This is a genomic window from Mesorhizobium sp. P2_A12 (genome assembly GCF_056405075.1).
Genome location: NZ_JBFUCU010000007.1, coordinates 143782 through 167779, shown reverse-complemented (window position 1 = coordinate 167779; position 23998 = coordinate 143782). Strand labels below are relative to the sequence as shown.

The 23998-nt window shown below is 63.5% G+C and carries 22 protein-coding genes; 6 read left to right on the top strand and 16 right to left on the bottom strand.

The window, feature by feature from the left end; genetic code table 11:
- Positions 1-46 precede the first annotated feature (46 nt).
- Positions 47-1375: an omega-aminotransferase AptA gene (aptA, locus tag AC1DZU_RS17655; RefSeq protein WP_095088901.1), complete on the bottom strand. Its 1329-nt coding sequence runs from the start codon at positions 1373-1375 to the stop codon at positions 47-49.
- 242 nt (positions 1376-1617) lie between these two features.
- On the opposite strand from aptA, the gene AC1DZU_RS17650 reads away from it, so the two are divergent.
- Entirely contained in the window at positions 1618-2253 is a 636-nt protein-coding gene (locus tag AC1DZU_RS17650) for a TetR family transcriptional regulator C-terminal domain-containing protein (protein WP_477286774.1), read from the top strand.
- Between the two features lie 13 nt (positions 2254-2266).
- On the opposite strand, the gene AC1DZU_RS17645 is transcribed toward AC1DZU_RS17650, so the two are convergent.
- The gene (locus tag AC1DZU_RS17645; RefSeq protein WP_477286772.1) at positions 2267-3169 is read right to left on the bottom strand and encodes a helix-turn-helix transcriptional regulator; all 903 of its coding nucleotides are present in this window, start codon (positions 3167-3169) and stop codon (positions 2267-2269) included.
- Between the two features lie 103 nt (positions 3170-3272).
- On the opposite strand from AC1DZU_RS17645, the gene AC1DZU_RS17640 reads away from it, so the two are divergent.
- Both AC1DZU_RS17640 and AC1DZU_RS17635 read left to right on the top strand, forming a co-directional pair.
- On the top strand, positions 3273-4118 hold the full coding sequence (locus AC1DZU_RS17640; protein ID WP_477286770.1) for an SDR family NAD(P)-dependent oxidoreductase: 846 nt from the start codon (positions 3273-3275) through the stop codon (positions 4116-4118).
- Complete coding sequence (locus tag AC1DZU_RS17635) at positions 4115-4837, top strand: SDR family oxidoreductase (protein ID WP_477286768.1); 723 nt, start codon at positions 4115-4117, stop codon at positions 4835-4837. The genes AC1DZU_RS17640 and AC1DZU_RS17635 overlap by 4 nt, the downstream gene beginning before the upstream one ends.
- 45 nt (positions 4838-4882) lie before the next feature.
- Here AC1DZU_RS17635 and otsB read toward each other — a convergent pair whose 3' ends face one another.
- The 11 genes from otsB to AC1DZU_RS17580 all read right to left on the bottom strand — a co-directional run bounded on the left by otsB (position 4883) and on the right by AC1DZU_RS17580 (position 16928).
- On the bottom strand, positions 4883-5644 hold the full coding sequence (gene otsB / locus AC1DZU_RS17630) for a trehalose-phosphatase (RefSeq protein WP_477286766.1): 762 nt from the start codon (positions 5642-5644) through the stop codon (positions 4883-4885).
- The gene (locus AC1DZU_RS17625; RefSeq protein WP_477286764.1) at positions 5644-7428 is read right to left on the bottom strand and encodes an alpha,alpha-trehalose-phosphate synthase (UDP-forming); all 1785 of its coding nucleotides are present in this window, start codon (positions 7426-7428) and stop codon (positions 5644-5646) included. Before AC1DZU_RS17625 ends, otsB begins: the two co-directional genes overlap by 1 nt.
- 145 nt (positions 7429-7573) lie before the next feature.
- Entirely contained in the window at positions 7574-9736 is a 2163-nt protein-coding gene (locus tag AC1DZU_RS17620) for an amylo-alpha-1,6-glucosidase (protein ID WP_477286762.1), read from the bottom strand.
- A 50-nt stretch (positions 9737-9786) separates the two neighbouring features.
- The gene (locus tag AC1DZU_RS17615; protein ID WP_477286760.1) at positions 9787-10848 is read right to left on the bottom strand and encodes a glycosyltransferase family 4 protein; all 1062 of its coding nucleotides are present in this window, start codon (positions 10846-10848) and stop codon (positions 9787-9789) included.
- A 158-nt stretch (positions 10849-11006) separates the two neighbouring features.
- Positions 11007-11384: a DoxX family protein gene (locus AC1DZU_RS17610; RefSeq protein ID WP_477286758.1), complete on the bottom strand. Its 378-nt coding sequence runs from the start codon at positions 11382-11384 to the stop codon at positions 11007-11009.
- 68 nt (positions 11385-11452) lie between these two features.
- Entirely contained in the window at positions 11453-11911 is a 459-nt protein-coding gene (locus AC1DZU_RS17605; protein WP_477286756.1) for a carboxymuconolactone decarboxylase family protein, read from the bottom strand.
- A gap of 10 nt (positions 11912-11921) precedes the next feature.
- Positions 11922-12440, bottom strand: a complete 519-nt coding sequence (locus AC1DZU_RS17600) for an RrF2 family transcriptional regulator (protein WP_457151188.1) — start codon at positions 12438-12440, stop codon at positions 11922-11924.
- Between the two features lie 113 nt (positions 12441-12553).
- Positions 12554-13867 (bottom strand): NAD-dependent dihydropyrimidine dehydrogenase subunit PreA, encoded by a 1314-nt coding sequence (gene preA, locus AC1DZU_RS17595; protein WP_457151189.1) that lies wholly within the window; start codon positions 13865-13867, stop codon positions 12554-12556.
- Positions 13868-13879: 12 nt separating this feature from the next.
- The gene (locus AC1DZU_RS17590; RefSeq protein ID WP_477286754.1) at positions 13880-14722 is read right to left on the bottom strand and encodes a class I SAM-dependent methyltransferase; all 843 of its coding nucleotides are present in this window, start codon (positions 14720-14722) and stop codon (positions 13880-13882) included.
- Between the two features lie 4 nt (positions 14723-14726).
- Positions 14727-16082, bottom strand: coding sequence for an NAD(P)-dependent oxidoreductase (locus AC1DZU_RS17585; RefSeq protein ID WP_477286752.1), 1356 nt, complete (start codon positions 16080-16082; stop codon positions 14727-14729).
- 120 nt (positions 16083-16202) lie between these two features.
- Positions 16203-16928, bottom strand: a complete 726-nt coding sequence (locus AC1DZU_RS17580; RefSeq protein ID WP_477286750.1) for a gamma-glutamylcyclotransferase — start codon at positions 16926-16928, stop codon at positions 16203-16205.
- A 173-nt stretch (positions 16929-17101) separates the two neighbouring features.
- On the opposite strand from AC1DZU_RS17580, the gene AC1DZU_RS17575 reads away from it, so the two are divergent.
- Entirely contained in the window at positions 17102-17878 is a 777-nt protein-coding gene (locus AC1DZU_RS17575; RefSeq protein WP_477286748.1) for a VOC family protein, read from the top strand.
- Between the two features lie 85 nt (positions 17879-17963).
- On the opposite strand, the gene AC1DZU_RS17570 is transcribed toward AC1DZU_RS17575, so the two are convergent.
- The gene (locus AC1DZU_RS17570; protein WP_477286746.1) at positions 17964-18452 is read right to left on the bottom strand and encodes a hypothetical protein; all 489 of its coding nucleotides are present in this window, start codon (positions 18450-18452) and stop codon (positions 17964-17966) included.
- A gap of 205 nt (positions 18453-18657) precedes the next feature.
- Here AC1DZU_RS17570 and AC1DZU_RS17565 point away from each other — a divergent pair, with 205 nt between their 5' ends.
- Positions 18658-19050: a DoxX family protein gene (locus tag AC1DZU_RS17565; RefSeq protein WP_477287054.1), complete on the top strand. Its 393-nt coding sequence runs from the start codon at positions 18658-18660 to the stop codon at positions 19048-19050.
- A gap of 102 nt (positions 19051-19152) precedes the next feature.
- Here the strand turns inward: AC1DZU_RS17565 and AC1DZU_RS17560 are convergent, their stop codons facing one another.
- Both AC1DZU_RS17560 and AC1DZU_RS17555 read right to left on the bottom strand, forming a co-directional pair.
- On the bottom strand, positions 19153-21579 hold the full coding sequence (locus tag AC1DZU_RS17560) for a GcvT family protein (protein ID WP_477286744.1): 2427 nt from the start codon (positions 21577-21579) through the stop codon (positions 19153-19155).
- Between the two features lie 57 nt (positions 21580-21636).
- Positions 21637-23175, bottom strand: coding sequence for a trimethylamine methyltransferase family protein (locus AC1DZU_RS17555; protein ID WP_477286742.1), 1539 nt, complete (start codon positions 23173-23175; stop codon positions 21637-21639).
- Positions 23176-23391: 216 nt separating this feature from the next.
- On the opposite strand from AC1DZU_RS17555, the gene AC1DZU_RS17550 reads away from it, so the two are divergent.
- Entirely contained in the window at positions 23392-23982 is a 591-nt protein-coding gene (locus AC1DZU_RS17550) for a transglycosylase SLT domain-containing protein (protein ID WP_477286740.1), read from the top strand.
- Positions 23983-23998: the final 16 nt, after the last annotated feature.

Below are 23998 nucleotides of genomic sequence, written 5' to 3'. Positions count from 1 at the left end.
TGGCCGGGCGGCGGTTCCCGTCGCCACCCGTCCAGGTATAGGCAGATTAGTCTATCGAGCGCAGAACATCCCGCACGTGGTCGATCAATTCGTTGATCTGGCCCTTGGTGATGATCAGCGGCGGCGACAGCGCAATGATGTCGCCGGTGGTGCGGATCAGCGCGCCGCGCTCGAACGCCTTGACGAAGGCCGAGAAGGCACGCTTGGTCGGCTGGCCGGCGATCGGCGCCAGCTCGATCGCCCCGATCAGGCCGATGTTTCTGATATCGATGACGTTCGGCTCGCCCTTCAGCGAATGCAGTGCGTCTTCCCAATAGGGCGCCAGCTCCTCGCCCCGGGTCAGCAGGCCCTCTTCCTTGTAGGTATCGAGCGTGCCCAGGGCAGCCGCGCAGGCGATCGGATTGCCCGAATAGGTGTAGCCGTGGAAGAACTCGATCATGTGCTCGGGGCCGGTCATGAAGGCGTCGTGGATTTCCTTCTTCACGAACACCGCGCCCATCGGGATGACGCCGTTGGAGACGCCCTTGGCGGTGGTCATGATGTCGGGCGTGACGCCGAAATAGTCGGCGGCGAACGGCGTGCCGAGACGGCCGAAGCCGGTGATGACCTCGTCGAAGATCAAAAGGATGCCGTGCTTGGTGCAGATTTCGCGCAGCTTCTGCAGATAGCCCTTGGGCGGCAGGATGACACCGGTGGAACCGGCGACCGGCTCGACAATGACGGCGGCGATGGTCGATGCGTCATGCAGGGCGACGATGCGCTCCAGCTCGTTGGCCAGTTCCGCGCCATGCTCCGGCACGCCTTTGGTGAAGGCGTTCTTCTCGGGCAGATGCGTGTGCGCCATGTGGTCGACGCCGCCGAGCAGCGTGCCAAACATCTTGCGATTGGAGACAATACCGCCGACCGAAATGCCGCCGAAATTGACGCCGTGATAGCCGCGCTCGCGGCCGATTAGGCGAGTGCGTGAGCCCTCACCCTTGGCGCGGTGATAGGCGATCGCCATCTTGAGCGCCGTTTCGACCGATTCCGAGCCGGAATTGGTGAAGAAGACATGGTCCATGCCCTTGGGCGCAAGGTCGACCAGGCGGTTGGCCAGTTCGAAGACGATCGGATGGCCCATCTGGAAGGCCGGCGCGTAGTCGAGCTCGGCCGCCTGATGCTGGATGGCCTCGGTGATCTTCGGCCGGCAGTGGCCGGCGTTCACGCACCACAGACCGGCGGTGCCGTCCAGTACCTTGCGGCCGTCGCTGGTCGTATAATGCATGTCCTTGGCGGACACCATCATGCGTGGCGCCTGCTTGAACTGCCGGTTTGCCGTGAACGGCATCCAGAATGCGCTGAGATCGTTCGGCGTGACTTTCAGCCGGTTGGACATGACCAAGACTTCCCCTTGTAACTTGTTTCGGTGCGCCCAACGCTTGGTCTTCGTTGCGATTTCGTGCTACGCAAATTTTTGACCGATTGGACAAACGTTAGCACCGCCCTGTCGGCGGTCAAGGGATTACTAGCGGAAATGCGGCACCTGAAGTGCGTTCCACAGGCCAAGGAAAAACTGGTCCAGAGAATTGGTCCAGATGACCTTGAACGCGAGGTTTGGCAAAGCGAGGGCTGGCAACGGTGACCACCAGCACGAACGCCCCTCGCCGCACCCGCATCCAGCAGGAAAAGCGCGAACTCATCCTGGAGGCGGCGCTCGAGGTTTTCTCCACCAACGGCTTTCGCGGCTCGACCATCGACCAGATCGCCGAAGCCGCCGGCATGTCGAAGCCGAACCTGCTTTATTATTTCCGCCGCAAGGAGGACATCCACGAGACGCTGATGCAGCGCCTGCTCGACACCTGGCTGGCGCCGCTGCGAGAGCTGGACGACATCGGCGATCCGATGACCGAATTGCGCAACTACATCAGGCGCAAGCTCGAAATGGCACGCGATTTTCCGCGCGAGAGCCGGCTGTTCGCCAACGAGATCCTGCAAGGGGCGCCGCGCATCATGCCGCTGCTGGCGGGTGAACTGAAAACGCTGGTCGATGAAAAGGCCGCCGTCATCAAGAGCTGGATGCGCGCCGGCAAGATCGCCAGGACCAACCCCTGGCACCTGATCTTCTCGATCTGGGCAACGACGCAGCACTATGCCGATTTCGACGTCCAGGTCCGCGCCGTGCTCGGCCCCGACCGCGGCGGAGATGGCCGTTTCGAGGATGCCGCCCGTTTTCTGGAGCAATTGTTCCTCGACGGGCTGAAGCCGAAGAACTAACTTTCGTCGGTTATCAGGCGCTGCGCCGTTCGGCCGGCAGCGCGTCCAGCAAAGTCTGCAGCTTGGCGACCGAGTTCTGCTCGGCAAGCGGCGTGTAGACGATCAGCTTCATGTCGGAGCCGTCGCCGACCGACAAGCTCATATGCTCGAACGTCATGGCGCCAGCGCTCGGGTGCCGGACATGCTTCACCCCCGACAATCGGTGCGCCACGTCGCGCTGCGGCCACCAGGCGCGGAACTCCGGGCTCGAGCCCGTCATCAACTCGATCAGCCGCTCGAAATCCGGATCGCCGACATATCTGGCGCTTGCGGCCCGGAACGAGGCCAGCACGATGCGCGCCAGTTGCTCCCAGTCGACCAGCAGCCGCCGGTGGTGCGGATTGGTGAAGACCATGTGGACGATGTTGCGGGCATCACCTTCCAGCAGACCATAGTCGCCGAACACGGCCACCGCCGCCGGGTTCCAGGCCAGCACATCCCAGCGCCGGCCGACGACATAGGCCGGCTGCAGCACCAGGCTTTGCAGCATGTGCAGCAAGGGGCCGTCGACCTTTTCCGGCGCCACGGCGCGACGCTCCGGCTGCTGGCGGCCGGCGAGGATGAACAGATGCTGTTTTTCGGCGCCGTCGAGGCGCAGCGCCTCGGCAAGCGCGGTCAGCACCTCGACCGAGGGCCTGACCTCTCGCCCCTGCTCCAGCCATGTGTACCAGGTCGTGCCGACGCCGGCGATCATCGCCACCTCCTCGCGCCGCAGCCCGGGCGTGCGACGTCTGAGGCCGGTGGCAATGCCTGTGGCCGATGGCGTCAGCCTTTCACGGCGCGAGCGCAGGAAGGCGCCCAACTCGCGCCGGCGGCTGTCTTCAGCGGAGTGAGTGGGGGCAGAGCGAGTGAGGGCAGAGTGAGATTGGGATTCCATGAGCCTATTATAGCAGTATTGATACCAGGATAAAGTTTGAACTGTTTGGCGCGCGCTGGCTGTTCCATCTTCCGTTCAGAGCAACAGAACGGAGGTTCCGAATATGGAACTCAAAGACAAGACAATCCTCGTCACCGGGTCAACCGACGGCGTCGGCCGCGTCGTCGCGCGACGGCTTGGCGCTGGTGGCGCCCGTGTGCTGGTGCATGGCCGCGATGCGACACGCGGCAAGGCGACCGTCGCCGACATCGAAGCCGCCGGCGGCAAGGCCGAGCTGCTGGTCGCCGACCTCTCTTCACTGGCCGAGGTGCGCCGGCTCGCCGAAGCCGTGCGCGCCAGGACGGACCGGCTCGACATCCTCATCAACAATGCCGGCATCGGCACCGCAGGCCAAGGTGCCAAGCGGCAGGTCAGCGCCGACGGCTATGAGCTGCGCTTTGCGGTCAACTATCTCGCCGGTTTCCTGCTGACGTCGGAACTTCTGCCATTGCTGAAGGCAAGCGCTCCGGCGCGCATCGTCAACGTCGCCTCGGCCGGACAGCAGGCGATCGACTTCGGCGATGTCATGCTGACCCGCAGCTACGACGGCGTGCGCGCCTACTGCCAGAGCAAGCTGGCGCAGATCCTGTTCACCGTCGACCTCGCGCAGGAGCTGAGAGGGACAGGCGTTACGGTCAACGCGCTGCATCCGGCCAGCTACATGAACACCACCATGGTCCGCCAGGCAGGCGTGACGCCATGGAGTTCGGTCGAAACCGGTGCCGACGCCATCCTCAACCTCGCGACCTCATCGTCCCTGGAAGGACGCAGCGGCCTCTATTTCGACGGCCTGCGGGAATCCCGCGCCGACGCCCAGACCTACGACGCCAAGGCAAGACAACAGTTGCGAGCCTTGAGCCTCGACCTCGTCGGCCTCGCCTCACCGACATCGAAGGAACAGCATTCATGACCACGACAATCCAGCACACCGTCGTCATCGGCGGCTCGTCCGGCATCGGTCTGGCGACGGCGCGCAAACTACTTGGTCCCTGCATGAAGGTGACCATCACCGGGCGCAACCAGGATCGGCTCAACGGCGCGTGGAAGAGCCTCGGCGGGGCCGTCGAAAAGGCTGCGTTCGATGCCTCGAAGCCGGACGAAGTCAGCCAGTTCTTCGAACGCCTCGGCCCCTTCGACCATCTGGTCCTGGCAGCCAGCGGCGGCAAGGGCCTTGGCCCCTTCCAGACGCTTGACCTGACCGACATCGGCAGCGGCGTCGACGAGAAAGTCCGCCCGCAACTGTCATGCCTGCAGGCCGCCTTGCCGACGCTGAACAAGAGCGGATCGGCCACCTTCATCTCGGCAGTATCGGCTCAGCTTGCGACGCCGGGCGTCGCCGGCATCGCCGCCATCAACGGCATGCTTCTGACCGTGGTGCCGATCCTGGCCATGGAACTGAGGCCGCTGCGCGTCAATGTCGTGGCGCCTGGCGTCATCGACACGCCCTGGTGGGATTTTCTCGCCGAGGAGCAGCGGCAAGCGATCTTTGCCGAATATGCCGGCAAGACCCCGGTCGGCCGCATCGGCCGCGCCGAGGACGTCGCCGGCGCAATCGCCTTTCTCGTCTCCAACGGCTTCATGACCGGTCAGGTGCTGACCTGCGACGGCGGCCTGCGATTTGCGGCTTGATCCACATCGCCCAAAAGTGGCCGCGGTTGCTTGTCTCGGCTGGACCTAAAGTTGGCCTCTCAGCCAGGCGAGCGTTTCGGTAACGCCGGCAAGGCCAAACCGCGCGGTGGTAAGCGCTGGTGGTTTGATCCGTATCGATATGCCGCCGGCATCGTTGACAGCTTCGAAGCCGTTTTCGTCCGGCGTGTCGTCGCCCAGGAAGACCGGGCGGCGGCCTGTGAAGGGCGCGATACGCATGAACCGCCGGATCGCAGCACCCTTGGCCGCCTCTAGCGGCAGCAGCTCCACGCCGGCATTGCCGGCAACCACGCGGTAGCCCTCGGGCAGGCTGGCCAGCGCCTGTTCGACAAGCTGCGTTGCGCGCGGAAGCAGGTGCGGGGCAGCGCGCGTATGGATGGCGAGAACCCGGCCTTTGCGCTCGATATAGGCCTGCCCACGGCCGAGTTCAGCCTCGATCTCGTCAGCAAGAGCAGCAATATCCGCCGGCTCTCCCGCGACTTCCACATCGTCGTCCGGCAGAAGTCTGTGTTCCAGGCCATAAAGCCCGGCCGCGCGCAGCTTCAAAGGCTGAAAAAGCTGATCAACGGCCGCAACCGAGCGGCCCGTGATAACGGCCAATGCCCCGTTCAGCTTGTGATCCAGGCCTTGCAGCAAGGAGCGAAGTTCGTCGCTGACCGAGACCGCGTCCGGGTGTTCCGCATGCTCAAGCAGAGTGCCGTCAATGTCGAGGAACAACGCCCATTCGCCAGTCAGCAAGGCCTGTGGCTTCTGCAGGGTCTCGCTCACATTTTCCAGGGTCTCGCTCATCACATTGCCACCCGTTTGCGCTCGAACATGGAAACGACATTGTCCATGCCTGGCGGCCGGTCGCCGGCACCGGTCACCCGATCGAGGTCACCGCGCTTGCGCAACCGCGCCGCATCCAGAAGCATGCTGCCGGCCCAGCGATAGACATTGTTGTCGCGGACCATCTGCCGCATCGGCCGCATGCGCTCGCGCTGTTCGTCGGGCGTCATGGTCAGCGCCTGCAGTAGCGCCTCGCTCATCATGGCGGCATCGTAGGGGTTGACGATCAGCGCCTCCAGCAATTCGCGCGAGGCACCAGCGAACGTGCTGAGCATCAAGATGCCCTGTTCGTCGTCGCGCGCCGCAACGAATTCCTTGGCGACCAGGTTCATGCCGTCATGCAGGCTGGTGACCATGCATATGTCGGCGGCGCGGTAGATCTCATAGACCTGTTCCTGCGAGTGATGTTCGGCCACCATGAGTACCGGCTTGTAGCCTTCGCTGCCGTAACGCTCGTTGAGCTCTTCGGCGTAGCGGTGACATTCGTCGTGGAGCAGCTTGTAAGCCGGGAGCGTGCCGCGGCTGGGTGCAGCGATCTGCAGGAAAACCAGTTTTCCGATCCATTCCGGGTATCGCTTGAACAATTCGTCGAGCGCCTGAAACCGATCCAGAATGCCCTTGGTGTAGTCGAGACGCTCGACGCCGACGCCAAGCTTCACATCCGCTTTCAGCCCGAACCTGTCACGCAGGCGGGCCCGGCAGTCGTCGACATCAGGCAATCTTGCCAGGAGGTCCGCCGGCCATTCTATGGAGATGGGATAGGCGTGCACCAGCGTCGTCTGCCCGCCATAGGAGATGGCCGCATCGGCCCGCTCGATGCGGCTTTCCAGGAAGCGATCGACGCTTTCGGTGAAATTGTTGGCGTGGAACTGGGTGTGGAAACCGATGATCGAGCTGCCCAGCAGCCCCTCAAGGATGCGCTCACGCCATGGACAGATGCTGTACACTTCCGAGTTCGGCCACGGGATGTGCCAGAAGGTGATGACGATCGCGTCGGGCAGGCGCTCGCGGATCATCCGCGGCAGCAGCGCGAAATGGTAGTCCTGGACCAGCACGATCGGTCGCTCGTTGCGCGCCTCGGCCACCACCGTTTCGGCGAACTTCCGGTTGACGGCTTCATAGGCCTCCCAGTCCGAGGCGCGAAAGATCGGCCGGGTGAAGGCGATATGGCAAAGCGGCCACAGGCCCTCATTGGCGAAGCCGAGATAGTAGCCCTGATGTTCTTCCTCCGTCAGCCAGACCCGGCGCAGCGTGTAGGACGGATTGCCGGGCGGCACCTGTACCCGGTCGTCCTTGTCGACCATGAGACGGTCCGCGGTTCCGCCGCCATAGGCGATCCAGGTCCCAGCGCAGGCGCGCGTGATCGGTTCCAGCGCCGAAACCAGCCCGCTGGCCGGCACAAGCAGTTCGACGCCGTTACCGCTGACGTTGTGAATGTACGGTTCGCGGTTGGAGACCACGATGACCTGCGCATCGGGCAGATCGTCGGCCAGTATCTTGCGCAATGTTTCGGGCGACCATGTCACCAGGGCGGCATCGGCCGATTGGCCATTCTGGCCGTTCTTTTCGAACTCCCGTATGATCTTGCGCGCCGCTTCCGCGGTCACGTCCTCACCGGCCGGATGTGCTACCGTTGGCGGCTGACTGCGGCGTTGCCGCGATATGGAGAAGAAAACGGCAAGAGCGGAAAGACCGAGGCTCGCGAGGATCAGGACCCAAAGCAGGCCCGCACCATAATCTGTCATTGGAATGCCAACTCACCTCAGGCCGTACGGCGGCCTTTTTGTTCGTGTTTCCGATTTGAAACTGTCCGCGGCGACCTAGTCGCCGTCCGAACCTGTATTTTGCAACGCACAAGGCGGCGATCGGTTCCAGCCAATCTGGCTCGGATCATGTTCTGACGATGAGCGGCACCAGGCCTTCATGCCGGTCGGCGAGGAAGGCGACGACACGGTCGCCGACGCGCTGGAACGTGAGATCGACCACTCTTTCGCCGACGCCCAGATGTCGCAGCGTGAGTGTGTCGATGCCGATTGGCAGCCTCGGACGGGTGACGCGGATTTCGCCATCCCAGCCATCGATTTCCAGCCCGAGGCAGGCCTGCATCAGCATGAAGGCGGACCCCGCCGACCACGCTTGCGGCAGGCAAGCGACGGGATAGGCGATCGGCGCTTCGCCCGGCGCGCGGGTAAAACCGCAGAACAGTTCGGGCAACCGCATGTTGAAATGGACCGCGGATTCGAACGTGCCGCTCATCAGGCGAACCACGCTGTCGCGCTCGCCATAGCGCGCCAGCCCGGCGCCGCACATGGCGGTGTCATGCGGCCAGATCGAGCCATTGTGGTACGACATCGGATTGAAGAACACGGCATCGTCGGCAAGTGTCCTCAACCCCCAGCCGGAATGGAAGGAGGCCGAAAGAAGCTGATCGGCGACCATCTGCGCCCGCGCCGGCTCCGGAAGCCCGACAAGGAGGAGATGGCCCGCATTCGAGGTCCGCACCTTGCAGGGCTCGCCGGCACCATCGATCGCCAAGGCATAGAAGCCAAGGTCGTCCAGCCAGAAATCGCGTTCCACCGCCGCCCGCATCGCCTCGGCGAGGCTGTCCCAGTGATCGGCTCTCTCATCCTCGCCACGGCGACGGGCGAGCGCCGCCAGCCCCCGGAAGGCGGCAAAGACATAGCCTTGCACCTCGACCAGCGCTATCGGACCCTTGGGAATGCGACCATCGGCATGAAAGACGGAATCGAAGCTGTCTTTCCAGCCCTGGTTGGCGAGGCCGGACTCGGCTGCCCGCTGGTAGGTCACGAATCCGGTCTCGCGGCCCGCCTCCTCCGTCCATTCGGCCGCCGCGCACAGCGACGGCCACAGGCTGTCGATGAACGCCATATCGCCGGTGCGATCGGCATAGGCACAGGCGAGATGGATGTAGAGCGGCGTCGTATCGACGCCGCCATAGTAGCGGCCGAACGGAAGCTCCCGCAGCGCCGCCATCTCGCCCTTGCGGGTCTCGTGCATGATCTTGCCCGGTTGCGAATCGCTGAACGGCGACGTCTCCGTCGCCTGGTGCTGGGCTAGGAAGGCCAGCACGCCCCGCGCCAGGCCGGGATTGAGCCAGAGCATCTGCAGCGCCGAGATGACGCCGTCACGGCCGAATGCCGTCGAGAACCAGGGGATGCCGGCATAGGGATAGGGTCCGGTCGCAAGCTCGGTGGTCAGCAGCGCGACATCGGCGCGGGCGCGCTCGACCCAGTCGTTGAAGACGCGACCGGAACTGTGCACCGTCGCGCCATGGCGCCGCTTGGCCCGCATGCCAAAGCGGGCCCGGGCGGCGGCGGCGCGGAAACGGTCGCGATCGGGCGCATCCGCCACCTCGGAACCGACCTCGACATAGAGCACCTTGCTGCTGCGCTTGGTCACCGCGAGCAGGAAATCGGCGCGGTCGGCTGTCAGTTGATCGGGTGCCTGCGAGAACGAGATCGCCGACGCGCGCGCCAGCCCGTCCAGCCCGTCGTAGCGCAACAGGACGGATGTCGCATCCATCTCGGCCATATGGGTCATGCCGCGCCGCAGCCGTGTCGAGCCGCGCACTTCGAACATGTCACGGAAATCAGCGGCAAAGTGCAGGGAAACGCCGATTGTCGAGGTTTCCCGACTGTAGTTGGAAAGGGTGATGCGTTCGAACAGCCTGTCCTGCCAGAGCAGCCGGACGCGTTCGACATGAATGGCTCCCTGCGGAATATCGCGACCGCTGGCGCTGAGCATCGGCAGGTTGGTCAGGTTGGTGGTGAACAGCACATTGTCCTGGCTGAGCGAGGCGCCAAGCAGCGATGTCTGCCTGCCACCGACGGTCAGCCGGAACTCCGAGAGCACCCGTGTGTCGTCGCGGAAGAAACCGTCGCCAGCGCCGCGTATGTCGCCATAGGCATCGGCAACCGCAAAGCAGTCACCCTGCTTGAGCGCAAACAGCCGGTGCGGCTCACGAGGCGCGGTCGCGTCGAGCGAGGCAAGCGCGACGGCGGGATCGAGCTGGCGCTCATCGAGTTGGGCCATTCGTCACAAATCCCTGTCGTTTCATTCCCATAGATCGAGCGCGTCGCTGCTCACGACGCCTTCGCCTCGCTCGGGACACCGAGCAGGCGCGCATAGGCGGCCAGGTAGTCGCCGGCCATTCTTCTGGCGGAAAACCGCTTTTCGAAGACGCCTCTCACCTTTCGCCTGTCGAGCTGCAGCAAGTCCGGCACCGCGGCGACCGCGCCATCCAACGAATCCGCGATAAAGCCGGTGACGCCTTGATCGATGATCTCGGGCAGCGCGCCGCAATTCCAGGCGATCACCGGCGTGCCGCAGGCCATTGCCTCGATGGCGGCAAGGCCGAACGGCTCCGGCCAGTCGATCGGAAACAGCAGGCCGGCCGCGTTGCCGAGAAATTCCGCCTTCTGGTCCTCCTCGATCTCGCCGACATAGTCGATGCGATCGCCGTCGATCAAAGGCTCGACCACCTCGTGGAAATAGGCTCGGTCGTCGTCGCCGATCTTTGCCGCAAGCTTCAGCTTGAGCCCGGAGCGCAAGGCGATCTCGATGGCGCGATCCGGGCGCTTGTCGCGTGAAAACCGGCCGAGGAAGGCAAGATAGGGTTCTTGCGCCTTCGTCTCGAACGTCGGTTCGTAAACACCGGTCGGCAGTCCGTGGTGGATCGTTGCCAGCCAGTTGGCCCTGGCAAGGCCTGTCTTCTGGCTGCGCGAAATGGAAATCATCGGGAAGCGCGGGAACCGCTCATAGGCCGGCGCCAGGTCGACATAGTCCAGCCTGCCATGCGGGGTCGTCACCGTCCGTCCCGCCATGTCCTCGAAGAAGGAAAAGTGCAAGAAGTGGCTGAGGTGGAAGTGGATGACGTCAAACTCGCGCGCCCGTTCCCGCACCTGCGCAAGCATCGAAAGATGCGCCGCAATCTCGGATTTGAGCGGACGCGGATCGAGGCGAAGCGCGCATTGCCGGCCGGCGACCAGCTTTGCGGAGGTCTGGCTGTCGCCGCTGGCAAACAGCGTCACCTCATGGCCTAGGTCGACCAGCGCCTCGGTCAGATACGAGACGATGCGTTCCGTGCCGCCATAAAGTCTGGGTGGCACCGATTCATAAAGCGGCGCGACATGGGCAATTTTCATATTTCATCCCGGGATGCTCGGCATACAGGTGCGAAATGCATCAACGGCTCGATTGGTTCCGATTTAAGATCGATGCCGTCGGGGGCTACGGGCCAGCGGTCACTATGGAAACACGCATCCAGGAAATGACAATGGCTGCAAGACCGCCGCCCGATCTGTCAAACAGACTGAGCGATCAGCATCAGAAAACCACCGCCCAGTGCGACATTGCCGACGAATCCGTTGATGCGCGACGCCCGGTCCGGGCCCTGATGATCCCAGAAATTGTGGAACATTGGCGTGGCAACGATGAGGAACACGACCAGCACCGCACAGGCAATTGCGGTCCAGAAGCCCGCCATTACCAAGACGCCGGCAATGATCTGCAGGACAATGCCGGCCCATAGCGCCAACCGCGCCTGCGGCACGCCGCGCGCGGCCATCAGATGGGTCAGGAAGGCCGCGTTCTGGATGTTTCGCAGGCCGGCGAAGACGAAGGCGCCGCCGAGCAACAACCGGCCAAGAAACAACAAGGTCGAAGGCAAATCGATCGGCATCAAACTCTCCCTTTCAAAACAGTTGGAGCGCCGCCTCCTCGACGACGCCCCAAGTCAAAGCCTGTCAATCAGGCAGCTTTGGCCGTCGCCACTGGATGGATGGCGTGGAACGGGATGCAGAGCCGGTTCCAGGTGTTGATCATGCCGAGCGCGACCGACAGCTTGACCAGTTCCTCTTCCGAGAAATGCTGGAGCGTCTTTGCATAGAGTTCGTCCGACACGCCATTGTCAGCGATCAGGGTAACGGCCTCGGTCCAGGCTAAGGCGGCGCGCTCACGCTCGGAAAACAGCGGCGATTCCTTCCAGGCCGAAACCAGATAGAGCCGTTGCTCGGTCTCGCCGTCGCGCCTGGCCTCGCGGCTGTGCATCTCGACGCAGAACGAGCAGCCATTGATCTGCGATGCCCTGAGCTTGATCAGGTGCAGCAGGCTCACCTCGAGCCCGCATTCGTCGACCGCCTTGTTGAGCGCCGACACCGCCTTCATGATTTCCGGCGCTTTGGCGAAGAACTGGAGCCTCTGTTTCATCTGATGTCCTTTACGCTTGCTTGGTTGAACTGGATTTCTGTGGCCGCTGATGGCGCGCCACGAAGGCGCAGCCGGCAGCAACCGAACGCGGATCCGCATCGGTCACGTATTCCGCCACGATGTCGGACAGCTTCGCTTCGGCGAGTGCGGCGCGGTAGGCCTTCTCGGCCTTCAGCATCGCGATATTGATGCCGCAGGGTTTGACATAAGCCGAGGCGTCTAGCCTGGTCGGACCGTTGCGGCGGATCTCGCCACACCGGAAGGCCGGTTCACGCCCTTCGACCGCCAGCACGATATCGAGCAGCGTTATGCGCTCGGCCGGCCGCGCCAGCCGGTAGCCGCCGGCCGGTCCCGGCACCGATTCCAGGATGCGCGCAGCGCTCAGCATGTTGAGATGCTTCAGGAGATAGCTTGGCGACAGGCCAAATGCCTCCGCCAGCGCGGCGCCCGGCATGGTCGCTTCGCCCTCGACGCCGGCCAGCATGGCGGCGCAGTGGATGGCTGCTTCAACGCCCTCGCCCAGCTTTATTGTGTTGATCTCCAATTCATGGATAATTTTTATCGTGGATAATTTCTATCTGCAATAGGAAAAATGAAAAAAGGCGCCCGAAGGCGTCGCTTTTTTCGACGAATGGCTGCCCTTTACTCCGCCGCCACCTTGGCCATCGGGTTGTTCGGGTGCGTCGTCCAGTTGGCATAGATCGGCGACACTGGCTTGCCGGTACGCTGGTCCATCGCGCCTGCCGCGAGCGGCTCCATGGTGATGCAGTTCTCGACCGGACAGACATTGACGCACAGATTGCAGCCGACGCACTCGGCCTCGATCACCTCGAAATGCCGCTTGCCGTCGACCATGCTGGTGATCGCCTGGTGAGAAGTGTCCTCGCAGGCAATGTGGCAGCGGCCGCATTGGATGCAGGCGTCCTGGTCGATACGTGCCTTGGCGACATAGTTGAGGTTGAGGTACTGCCAGTCGGTGACGTTGGGCGTGGCGCGGCCGACGATGTCGTCGAGCGAGGCATGCCCCTTCTCGTCCATCCAGTTTTCGAGACCGGCGATCATCTCCTGCACGATCTTGAAGCCGTAGGTCATCGCCGCCGTGCAGACCTGCACATTGCCGGCCCCGAGCGCCATGAACTCGGCCGCGTCACGCCAGGTGGTGATGCCGCCGATGCCGGAGATCGGCAAGCCGTGGGTTTCGGGATCGCGCGCGATCTCGGCCACCATGTTCATGGCGATGGGCTTCACCGCAGGGCCGCAATAGCCGCCATGCGAACCCTTGCCGTCGATGGTCGGCTGCGGCGCGAAACTGTCGAGGTCGACGCCTGTGATCGAATTTATGGTGTTGATCAGCGACACCGCGTCGGTGCCGCCGGCAAGCGCGGCACGCGCCGGCTTGCGCACATCGGTGATGTTGGGCGTCAGCTTGGTGATGACGGGCATGCGGGTGTTGGCCTTGCACCAGCGCACCACCATTTCGATGTATTCCGGCACCTGGCCGACGGCGGCACCCATGCCGCGCTCGGACATGCCATGCGGACAGCCGAAATTGAGCTCGATGCCGTCGGCTTCCGTCTCCTCGACCACCGGCAGGATCGCCTTCCAGCTCTCCTCGACGCATGGCACCATCAGCGAGACTACGATGGCGCGGTCGGGCCAGTCCTTCTTGACCTGCTTGATCTCGCGCAGATTGACCTGCAGATCGCGGTCGGTGATCAGCTCGATGTTGTTGAGGCCGAGCAATCGCCGGTCGGCGCCCCAGATCGCGCCGTAACGCGGGCCGTTGACGTTGACCACCGGCGGACCTTCCTCGCCAAGCGTCTTCCAGACAACCCCACCCCAGCCGGCCTTGAAGGCGCGGATGACGTTGTAGGCCTTGTCGGTGGGCGGCGCCGAGGCCAGCCAGAACGGATTGGGCGATTTGATGCCGACGAAATTATTGCGGATGTCTGCCATGACAGGTCCCTTTCAACCGAGACGAAGGAGCAGTTCGACGGGTGCAAGAATGCCGCCTTCAAGTGCGGCGGTGAGATTGGCGATCTTGGTGCGGGCGTCCTCGCCCATGACGAGGCCGACGCCGGGCGGCGGCTTGCTGCCTTCCGCTTGCGCGGCTGCCAGGCGCGCACGCATCGTGGCAAAGAACTCGATGGCAAAGCCGCCGCGCGGCCGCTCGGCGATCACAGAGAACCCTGCAGCGACGGCCGCCGAGCGATAGTCGTCCGGGGTGGCAACGAAGGACATGGTTTCATCAGACGCCCATGGCAGCGGATAGGTTAGCGCGCCGTCCTTCAGCCGCATCACATCGTAGACGGCGAAAACGCCGCCCGGCCGCAGCACGCGGGCGGCCTCGCTCATCAGTCCCGGCTTGTCGGGGAGGTTCATGCCGACATGCAGGATGATCGCCGCATCGAAGCTGGCATCCGCGAATGGCATGTCCAGCGCACTGCCTTGCACGAATCGCGTCTTGCCCGCCATGCCGGTTCGCTCGGACAGGCTGGCCGCGATATCGACATAGCTTTGCGTGAGGTCGATGCCGGTAACATCGGCGCCAACATTGTTGGCGACAAAGCGGGCCGGCCCGCCGACGCCCGACCCGATGTCGAGAAGCATTGTCCCCGGCTTCAGCCCCATCTGCCCGACGAGTGCCTTGGTGGCGGCCACGCCGCCAATGTGAAATTCGTCGACCGCTTCGAGATCGCTTGCACGCAGATTGGCAACGTCCACGCCGCTATCGGCGAGCGCGGCAATGATCCGCTCCTCCAGGCCCGATATGTCGTAGTGTCGGGCGATGCCCGGTTCCACCGTGGCCATGATCCTATCCCTGAGCGAGGCTCCTGTGGATGCTCTCCGCCGCGTCGCGGCCTTGCGCCACGGCAGAAACGGTGAGGTCGTCGCCACCGAAGATGCAGTCGCCGCCGGCCCAGACCTTGGCGAGCGAGGTGCGCCCTTCCGCATCGACCTTGATGCGGCCGCCTTCGAGCTCGATCTCGGCACCGCTGCCGTTAAGCGCGGCTGGCACGAAACTCTGGCCGATGGCCTTGAACACCTGGTCGGCGACCAGTGTCAGCCTCTCGCCGGTGCCGGCAAGCCTGTCGCCGTCCATGGCGGTGTATTCGAGTTCGATGGCCGACACCCTGCCGCCTTCGGCAATCACCCGCTTCGGCTGCAGCCAGTGGCGGATGGTGACGCCGTTGGCCGCGGCCAGATCCTGTTCGAACCCGGAAGCGTTCATCTGCTCCTGGCCACGCCGGTAGCAGATCGTCACTTCCTCGGCGCCGAGCAGCTTCGACTGGACCGCCGCGTCGATCGCCGTCATGCCGCCGCCGATGACGACGACACGCCGGCCGACCGGCAGGCTGGCGAGATCACTGGCCTGGCGCAGTTCGGCAATGAACTCTACCGCATTGGTGACGCCGTCGGCATCCTCGCCATCGGCACGCAGCGCATTGACGCCGCCTAGCCCCATGCCGAGGAACACGGCATCGTAGTTGCGCATCAGGTCGGACAGCTGGTAGTCGCGGCCAAGCGCCTTGCCGTTCTGGATGTCGATGCCGCCGATGGCGGTGACGTAGTCGACTTCGGCCTGGGCGAAATTATCGACGCTCTTGTAGGCGGCGATGCCGTATTCGTTGAGCCCGCCGGCCTTCGGCCGCGCCTCAAGAATGGTCACGTCATGGCCATGGCGAGCGAGCCGGTGTGCGGCGGCGAGGCCTGCCGGCCCTGCGCCGACCACGGCGACCGTCTTGCCGGTGGCATCGGCGCGTTGGTAAAACTGCTTGTTCTCGCTCATCGCGACATCGGTGGCATAGCGCTGCAGGCGGCCGATCTGCACCGGCTTGCCTTCCGCCACCTCGCGCACGCAGACCTCCTCGCACAGCGTCTCGGTCGGACAGACGCGGGCGCACATGCCGCCCAGAATGTTCTGGTCGAAGATCGTCTTGGCAGAACCAATCGGGTTGCCGGTCGATATCTGGCGGATGAACAGCGGAATGTCGATCGAGGTCGGGCATGCATTCATGCACGGCGCGTCGTAGCAGAAATAGCAGCGGTCGGATTCGACCAGCGCCTCGTGGTGATCGAGCGGCGGGTGCAGGTCGGAAAAATTGTCCGCATACTGGTCGGCTTGGAGCCGGCCGCCGGCAATGCCTTCCTTGAACTGGCCTTCTGGCATCGTCAGTTCCCCATGTTTTGTTTTGGGGAAGGCTAGCACGTTTTATTTTTTTATCAATTGGTCAATTTTCGGGCGCAAGGCCTTGAAAAGGCTGGATAAAACATGATATTTTTACTCATGTTATGGCGTTTGCAGTGCCAGCGAATGGCTGGGCTCGACAGCATGGCCATGGATAGCCCGGACCTCGTCCGCGACCAGTTCCTGCAACCGCCACAGATTGCGGTCGTGGATGCCGAACGCTTCGAGATGACTGACCGTGTTGTAGAGATATTCGGCGCCGGATCCGATGTGCCCGCAGGCTCTGGCCAGCACGCTCGCCACCTTGTCCAGCGGCTGCTTCAGCGACGTTCCCCTGCCCTTCACGCCAACCCAGAAGCCAAGCGCGCGCAGCGACCCTTGTGCCGTATGCACCGGCAGCCACCTGACCGTGTCGATACTTTCGTGGTCGCTGATCTCGCGCCGCAGCAGCCTTTCGATCTGAGCGGGTTTTTCGCCCTCCGGCAAACGGTAGATGACGCCGTTGCACCGTCCGCCCCGTTCGAGCGCCATCATCAGCCCCGGCTGCTCGGCGCTGCCGCGCCAACGCACCATGTCGAGGCAGAAGGAGCGGTGCCAGCCAAAGGCCGTGGCGAGTTGCTGCTCGACCGACTCGAACTCCGGCTTCCAGATCAGCGACCCATATGCGAACACCCATAGCGGCCCCTCGTCGGCTTCATCGGACAGCCGCAAGGCAAGGGGCCGGAAATCCTCGTCTTTCAACTCCGTCCAGCTCGGGTCAGGGCCAGGATCGGCCTCCTCCCGATGGCACAGTGCGACAAGCTCAGGCGTGAGCGACATCCGGCGCATGAAACGACATCCCCTCTCCACCGCAGAGAAATCGAAAACCGGTGGGCGCGCAACCCGGGAACGCTTGTCGTGGATCGACATTCTTGTTTGGGCGATTGTCGGATTTCCGTCGTGAAGATCGTCCTAGGATGGATCGACCGACGATCGATGCATAACCGGTGAGGAGACCGACCATGCCAAAATCCCCGATGCCCTTTTTCTGGTACGAATTGTTGACCACCGATCTCGACGCCGCCGAGGCGTTCTACACCAATGTGGTCGGCTGGACTGCGCAGCCTTTCGACAAGGCCCCTGGCATGCCGCGCTACATCGTCATGAATGTCGGCGAGCGTGGCGTCGGCGGGCTGATGACGATGCCCGAGGACGCCGCCAAGATGGGCATGCCGCCCGCCTGGCTCGGCTACATCCATACAAAGGATGTCGATGCCGCGACGGCGTCGCTGGAGAAAGCCGGCGGTGCGGTTCACCGCAAGCCCGACGACATTCCGGGCGTCGGCCGCTTTGCCGTCGTCGCCGATCCGCAAGGCGCGACCTTCATGTTCCTGCAGCCGAACGGCCCGGACCAGCCCATCGTGCCGGCCAGCACACCGGGCCATATCGGCTGGCACGAGCTTTACACATCGGACTGGAAGGCCGCGTTCGATTTCTATTCCGGCCAGTTTGGCTGGGCCAATGCCGGCGATTTCGACATGGGCCCGATGGGCACCTACCAGACCTTCACAGCCGGCCCCGAATCCGGCGGCGGCATCATGAACAAGCCACAGCAGATCCCAGTCCCGGTCTGGCAGTTCTACTTCAACGTTGCGGCCATCGACGCGGCGGCGAAACGCGTGACCGACAATGGGGGCACGATCCTGATGGGCCCGATGGAGGTTCCCGGCGGCAGCTGGATCGTCCAATGCCAGGACCCGCAAGGCGCCCATTTCGCACTGATGGCGCCGGTGCGCTGACGGCGATCAGCGCCATCTGGCGCAAAGAGACGGCCTTTCATCGCACCACCGATGAAAGGCCGTATTCCTCGGTCCTGGCGCCGACCTATTCCGGCACCAGCACCGCGACCTTCAGGTCTGCCTTTTTCGCGCCGCTGAACTGGACGGTGGCGGGTCCGGCCGCGAGCTTGAAACGCACGCTCTTGCGGATGCCGGGGCAGGTTTTCACACCGCTATAGCCCACTGACTTCATGGCGTGGCCGTCCTGAATGACATCGATCCAGGCCTCGCCTGACAGACTTATCTGAATGGCCCCCTCGGCCGGCACCTCCACGCTGGCGACGGCACCGAACGTGCCTGATGCGGGCGCGCGTTCGGGCGGCAGCGCGAAACCGGCTTTCTCCGCCGGCACCAGTGCCAGATCCGCGGCAGCACCCACCACCAAGGTCGCTCCGGACGGCGTCGCAGGCGCTGCGGCAAACAGCGCCTGTTCCCGCGTCACCGGCCATTTGAAGGCCTCGCAGCCGGCATCCTCGGCCATGGCAAAGCTGGTCCCTGCAAGGATTGCGAATAGGCTGACGACGACTTTTTTCATGACCAAGGGAACCCAGCTGTTCGGAATGTCCATATTAGGGATACAACCATAGCGTTACAAATACAACCCCCACGAGAACAATATGAAAGGTCAAACCGGGGAGCATTTCCAATCACCGATTGTTGATGGCATGGCATGGGAAGTGAATGGTCCGTTGCCCAGCGACAATCTATGGCCGGTCGGGAAGCGACAAATGGAGCCATTTATGAAGCTTTTCGAAAGCCTCGCCAAGTATCAGCCGCAGGTTCTGGGCGTGCTGCGCATCATGACGGCGCTGCAGTTCATCGAGCACGGCAGCCAGAAATTGTTCAATTTTCCCATCAGCGACCAACCCCATACCCTCACCGGACTGACACTCACTGCTGCAATTCTCGAATTCGCCGGCGGCATCCTGCTGGCGCTGGGGCTGTTTACCCGCCCGGTCGCGTTCCTTCTGGCCGGCGAGATGGCGATCGCCTATTTCATGGCACACATGCCGCGCGACTTCTTCCCGATCAACAACGGCGGCGATTTGGCGATCTCGTTCTGCTTCATCTTCCTCTATCTGGTGTTTGCCGGTGCCGGCGCTTTTGCGCTAGACAACCGCCGCAGCGCCTGACGCTCAACCAGCCGCCCGATGCATGTCGCCCACGCCCAGCGGTTTTGGTATGACGACATGCATAAGAAAGAGTCTGAAGCGCAGCGGCGAAGCCGAAGCGCTTCAGGCGCGCATCCGTTCGAAATTGGCGTCGAACAGCGGCGCCGCCTGCACGCGCGCCGCATGCCGCTTGCCCAAAAGCTCGATCTGGAAGCCGTCGCTCTCGTCGGCGATCTCCTTCGGCACATAGCCGACGGCGACGGACTTCTTGGAATGATGCGCGTAGCCGCCCGAAGTCACCCAGCCACGCACCGTGCCGTCGAACCAGATCGGTTCGTCGCCGATGACATCGGCGTCGTCGGCATCGACGATGAAGGCGCGCAGCCGCAGCTTGCCACCCTGCTTGCGCTCGGCCAGTGCCGCGGTCTTGCCGATGAAGTCCGCATCCTTGCTGTAGGCAACGAAGCGGTCGAGACCGGCTTCCAGCGGCCCATAGATCGGCCGGTACTCGCGCGCCCATGAACCGTAATTCTTCTCCAGCCGCAGCGCGTTCAGCGCCCGCGAGCCGAACAGACCGATGCCGAATTCCTCGCCGGCTGCCATCAGGGCCTGGAAAGCGGCGCGCTGGTACTCCGGCGCCACCCAGATCTCGTAGCCGAGGTCGCCCGTGTAGCTGACGCGGCCGACCAGGCAAGGCGCCATCCCGATGTCCATTGTTGCAACCGCCATGAAGGGAAACGCGGCGTTGGAGACATCCGCGCGGCTAACCTTGGCCAGCACTTCCCGCGCTCTCGGCCCGGCGATCGCCAGGCCGTTGAGTTTCGGTCCCAGCGCCTCGATGCGGACCGAACCATCGGCAGGCAGATGCCGTTCGAACCAGCGCATATGGTATTGCTCGGCGATGCCTGAGCCGGCGAGGAACCAGCCTTCGCTATCCAGATTGGCCAGCGTAAAGTCGCCGATCAGCTTGCCGTCTTCCTTCAACATCGGCGCCAGCGTCATGCGGCCGGGCCTGGGCAGCTTGCAGGCGAGCATCCGGTCGAGCCAGGCGGCCGCCCCCTCGCCCGCCACCTTGTATTTGGCGAAGCTCGAAATCTCTGACGCGCCGACACCATCGCGAACGGTCGCGACCTCCCTGGCGACGTGGGTGAAATCGCTCGAGCGGCGCCACGAGAACTCGTCCTTGACGCCCTCGGGCGCATACCAGAGCGGCACCTCCAGCCCATAGGCGACGCCCCATTGCGCGCCCTTGGCCGACAGCAGGTCATAGACCGGCGTCGTCTTCAGCGGCCGCCCGGCGGGCAGTTCCTCATTGGGGAAGCGGATCGAAAAGCGCCTGGAATAGTTCTCGCGCACCTTGGCGTTGGTGTAGGCCATCGTCGCCCAGTCGCCATAGCGCGCGACATCCATCGCCCAGATATCGGCGCCGGGATCGCCCTCGATCATCCAGTTGGATAGCGCCAGGCCGACGCCGCCGCCTTGGCTGAAGCCGGCCATGACCCCACAAGCAACCCAGAAACCCGGCAGACCGCGCACCGGGCCGACCAGCGGGTTGCCGTCCGGCGCGAAGGTGAAGGGGCCGTTGATGATCTGCTTGATGCCAGTGTTCTGGAACGCCGGGAAATGCCGAAAGCCGACCTCGAGCGACGGCGCGATGCGGTCGATGTCCGGTGCCAGCAATTCATGGCCGAAATTCCACGGCGTCTGGAACTCGGACCACGGCTTGTTGGCCTTCTCATAGGTACCCATCAGCATGCCGCCACGCTCCTGGCGCAGATAAAGCTCGCCATCGAAATCGACCGCGTGGATGATCTCCGTGCCGGTCTTGGCGTTCCAGGCGGCGACCTCAGGCATGTCCTCGGTAATCAGGTACATGTGCTCCATCGCCAGCACCGGCAGTTCGAGCCCGACCATGCGGCCGACCTCGCGCGCCCACAGACCGCCGGCATTGACGACATGCTCGGCCACCACCTCGCCCTTGTTGGTAATGACGCGCCACATCCCATCGGCGCGCCGCACGATGTCCTCGACCTTGGTAAAGCGCTCGACCTCGGCGCCGAGTTTGCGCGCCGCCTTGGCATAGGCGTGGGTCACCCCCGACGGATCGAGATGGCCGTCCTCCTTGTTTCTGACAGCGCCGACGAACTGCTTGGGATCGAGCAGCGGCATCAGTTCGGCCGCCTCGCTGGGCGAGATCTCCTCAAGCTCGATGCCGAGATAGCGGCCCTTGGCGACGACGCCGCGCAGCCAGTCCAGCCGCGCCTCGGTCGCCGCCAGAAGCACACCGCCGGTCAGGTGCACGCCGGTCGCCTGGCCGGAAAGCTCCTCGATCTCCTTGTAGAGGTTGATGGTGTATTTCTGCAGCTTAGCGACGTTGGGGTCGCCATTGATCGTGTGCATGCCGCCGGCCGCGTGCCAGGTCGAGCCCGAGGTCAGGTCGTCACGCTCCAGAAGCACGACGTCGGTCCAGCCATGGCGGGCCAGATGGAACAGCACGGAGCACCCGACGACGCCGCCGCCAATGACCACGACCTTTGCATGCGATTTCATGGATTTGTCTCTGATATCAGTGAGTTGGATGGGTGAGATGAATCGAAACGGGAGACATCACGGTTCGCCTTGCCCGATCGTTTCGCGCCGCTTGGCCATGTAGGCCTCCAGTGCTTCGCGCACGGCGATATCCATCACCGGCTCGACATAGTCCTCAAGCGCCTTCTTCCACAGCCGCGTCGCGCGCGCCGTGGCGTCGAGGCCACCGGCCTCCTGCCAGGCTTCGTAATTCTGCCAATTGGACAGCATCGGCTGGTAGAAGGCGGTGGCGTAACGCTCGAGCGTATGCGGCTCGCCGAAGAAATGGCCGCCGGTCGGCACCGCGCCCAAAGCCTCGACGGCAAGCTCCGCCTCGTTGACCTCGATCGGGCGCAGGAACTCCATCATGTGCTGGATCATCTCGACATCGATGATGAGCTTCTCGAACGACGCCGTCAGTCCGCCCTCCTGCCAGCCGGCGGCATGATAGACGAGATTGCCATGGCCGAGCACCGCGCCCCACAGCGCCATCAGCGTCTCATACGCACCCTGCGCATCGGCGGCGTTGGAGGCCGAACCCGGCGTGGTGCGGTAGGGCAGATTGTAGCGCCGCGCCAATTGCCCCGAGGCGATGTTGGCCTTGGTATTCTCTGGCGTGCCGAAGGCCGGCGCGCCCGACTTCATGTCGACATTGGAGGTGAAGGCGCCGTACATGACCGGCGCACCGGGACGGACCAACTGCGTCAACACTACGCCGAACAGCGCCTCTGCATTCTGCTGCGCAAGCGCGCCGGCCAGCGTTACCGGGCTCATCGCCCCCATCAGCGTGAACGGCGTCACCGCCACCGACTGGCCGAACTCGGCCATGGTCATCAGCCCCTCGGCCATCATCTCGTCAAAGCGGCGCGGCGAGTTGACCGAGATGATGGTGGTGATCCCGGGATCGTCGCGCATCTGGTCCAGCGTCAGCCCGCGCGCAATCGCCATCATCTCGATGCCGTCCAGCGCCCTACCCCTGCCGATCGCCGAGACATGGAAACTCTTGTCGGTCAGCGTCAAATTGGTGAAATAGGTGTCGAGATGGCGGGAATTCGCCGGCAGTTCCACCGGCGCGCAGACCTGGTTGCCGAGCATGTGGATGCAGTTGAAGTGCTGCGCCAGCCGGGTGAGGTCGGAATAGTCGCACAGATTGCCGGCGCGGCGGCCGCGTTCCATGTCATGCACATTGGGCGGCCCGGCGACGAGCGTGAAATTGATGGTGTTGCCGCCGAGATGAATGGCGTTGGCCGGATTGCGCGGCGTCAGCACATAGCTGGACTGCGTGGTCTTCAGCGCCTCGGCGACGAGGCCGCGATCGATGCGGACATTCGCCGAGGCATGATCGACGCTGGCGCCGGCCTTCTCGAACAGCGACAGCGCGCGCGGGCTCATCACCTCGATGCCGAAATTCTCCAATATGTGCATCGACGCCTGATGGATCTGCTCGATCTGGTCGGCCGAGAGCATTGCCATTGGCGGATAGGGATTGGTCACGCGCCGGAGCGGCAATTGCGGGATGGCCGATGGCCCCCTGTTGCTGGTGCGCTCGGCGCCGCGCTTGCGTCTTGGTTCGTTCATGCCTGATATCAATCCCCGGCGAACCAGACAAGCTGTCAGAAATGCGCCGTTTGCGGGCGTGATTTTAGCCACGGCGGCATTTCTGCGATCTCCCTTTAAGAAAAACGACCAAATACGTCGCTTTATCAGTACTGGATGTCATCGAGCGGCTGCGCTGATGAGGCATTAACGAACGGCGCAAGATTCCTTTTATGTTTTCGGACTATTGCTCCTCCAATGCGTAGTTCGAGTTTTAGTAAAATTGGTGCGGTTTGCGTGCTGCTGGCGCTTTCGGCCTGCGCGACGGCGCCCAGTCATATCAACAATGTCTGCGCCGTCTTCGACCAGAATGACGGCTGGTTCGACAACTGGCAGTCGGCCGCCGAGCGCACGCAGGAGAAATACGGCGTGCCGGTTCCCGTGCTGATGGCGACGGTGCGCAAGGAATCCGGCTTCAAGAGCAATGCCCGGCCGCCGCGCACCAAGCTGCTCGGCTTCATTCCGTGGAAACACGTCTCGTCGGCCACCGGCTTCTCGCAGGCATTGGACGGCACTTGGTCGCAATATCAGAGGGAGACCGGCAATTGGGCGGCGCGGCGGACCAAATTCGCCGATGCCGTCGATTTCGTCGGCTGGTATCACTCCAAGACAGCGGACAGCTATGGCGTCGCCCGCAACGACACTTACAATCTCTATCTCGCCTACTATCTCGGCTGGACCGCCTATGGCCGCGGCAACCGCGGCGATGCCGGCGTGCAGGGCTACGCGCGGGCCACCGACAAGATGGCGCGGGACTATGCGCAGCAGCTGAGCCAGTGCGGCAACTGACCACGCCGCCGAGTTG

Excerpts from the sequence above, each read along its gene's own strand:
- AC1DZU_RS17585 (WP_477286752.1), bottom strand. The coding sequence starts at position 16,082 with ATGCCAGAAGGCCAGTTCAAGGAAGGCATTGCCGGCGGCCGGCTCCAA.
- AC1DZU_RS17580 (WP_477286750.1), bottom strand. The coding sequence starts at position 16,928 with ATGCGCCGGATGTCGCTCACGCCTGAGCTTGTCGCACTGTGCCATCGG.
- AC1DZU_RS17635 (WP_477286768.1), top strand. The coding sequence starts at position 4,115 with ATGACCACGACAATCCAGCACACCGTCGTCATCGGCGGCTCGTCCGGC.
- preA (WP_457151189.1), bottom strand. The coding sequence starts at position 13,867 with ATGGCAGACATCCGCAATAATTTCGTCGGCATCAAATCGCCCAATCCG.
- AC1DZU_RS17555 (WP_477286742.1), bottom strand. The coding sequence starts at position 23,175 with ATGAACGAACCAAGACGCAAGCGCGGCGCCGAGCGCACCAGCAACAGG.
- aptA (WP_095088901.1), bottom strand. The coding sequence starts at position 1,375 with ATGTCCAACCGGCTGAAAGTCACGCCGAACGATCTCAGCGCATTCTGG.
- AC1DZU_RS17575 (WP_477286748.1), top strand. The coding sequence starts at position 17,102 with ATGCCAAAATCCCCGATGCCCTTTTTCTGGTACGAATTGTTGACCACC.
- AC1DZU_RS17610 (WP_477286758.1), bottom strand. The coding sequence starts at position 11,384 with ATGCCGATCGATTTGCCTTCGACCTTGTTGTTTCTTGGCCGGTTGTTG.
- AC1DZU_RS17625 (WP_477286764.1), bottom strand. The coding sequence starts at position 7,428 with ATGACAGATTATGGTGCGGGCCTGCTTTGGGTCCTGATCCTCGCGAGC.
- AC1DZU_RS17605 (WP_477286756.1), bottom strand. The coding sequence starts at position 11,911 with ATGAAACAGAGGCTCCAGTTCTTCGCCAAAGCGCCGGAAATCATGAAG.
- otsB (WP_477286766.1), bottom strand. The coding sequence starts at position 5,644 with ATGAGCGAGACCCTGGAAAATGTGAGCGAGACCCTGCAGAAGCCACAG.
- AC1DZU_RS17565 (WP_477287054.1), top strand. The coding sequence starts at position 18,658 with ATGAAGCTTTTCGAAAGCCTCGCCAAGTATCAGCCGCAGGTTCTGGGC.
- AC1DZU_RS17645 (WP_477286772.1), bottom strand. The coding sequence starts at position 3,169 with ATGGAATCCCAATCTCACTCTGCCCTCACTCGCTCTGCCCCCACTCAC.
- AC1DZU_RS17615 (WP_477286760.1), bottom strand. The coding sequence starts at position 10,848 with ATGAAAATTGCCCATGTCGCGCCGCTTTATGAATCGGTGCCACCCAGA.
- AC1DZU_RS17620 (WP_477286762.1), bottom strand. The coding sequence starts at position 9,736 with ATGGCCCAACTCGATGAGCGCCAGCTCGATCCCGCCGTCGCGCTTGCC.
- AC1DZU_RS17560 (WP_477286744.1), bottom strand. The coding sequence starts at position 21,579 with ATGAAATCGCATGCAAAGGTCGTGGTCATTGGCGGCGGCGTCGTCGGG.
- AC1DZU_RS17590 (WP_477286754.1), bottom strand. The coding sequence starts at position 14,722 with ATGGCCACGGTGGAACCGGGCATCGCCCGACACTACGACATATCGGGC.
- AC1DZU_RS17550 (WP_477286740.1), top strand. The coding sequence starts at position 23,392 with ATGCGTAGTTCGAGTTTTAGTAAAATTGGTGCGGTTTGCGTGCTGCTG.
- AC1DZU_RS17640 (WP_477286770.1), top strand. The coding sequence starts at position 3,273 with ATGGAACTCAAAGACAAGACAATCCTCGTCACCGGGTCAACCGACGGC.
- AC1DZU_RS17570 (WP_477286746.1), bottom strand. The coding sequence starts at position 18,452 with ATGAAAAAAGTCGTCGTCAGCCTATTCGCAATCCTTGCAGGGACCAGC.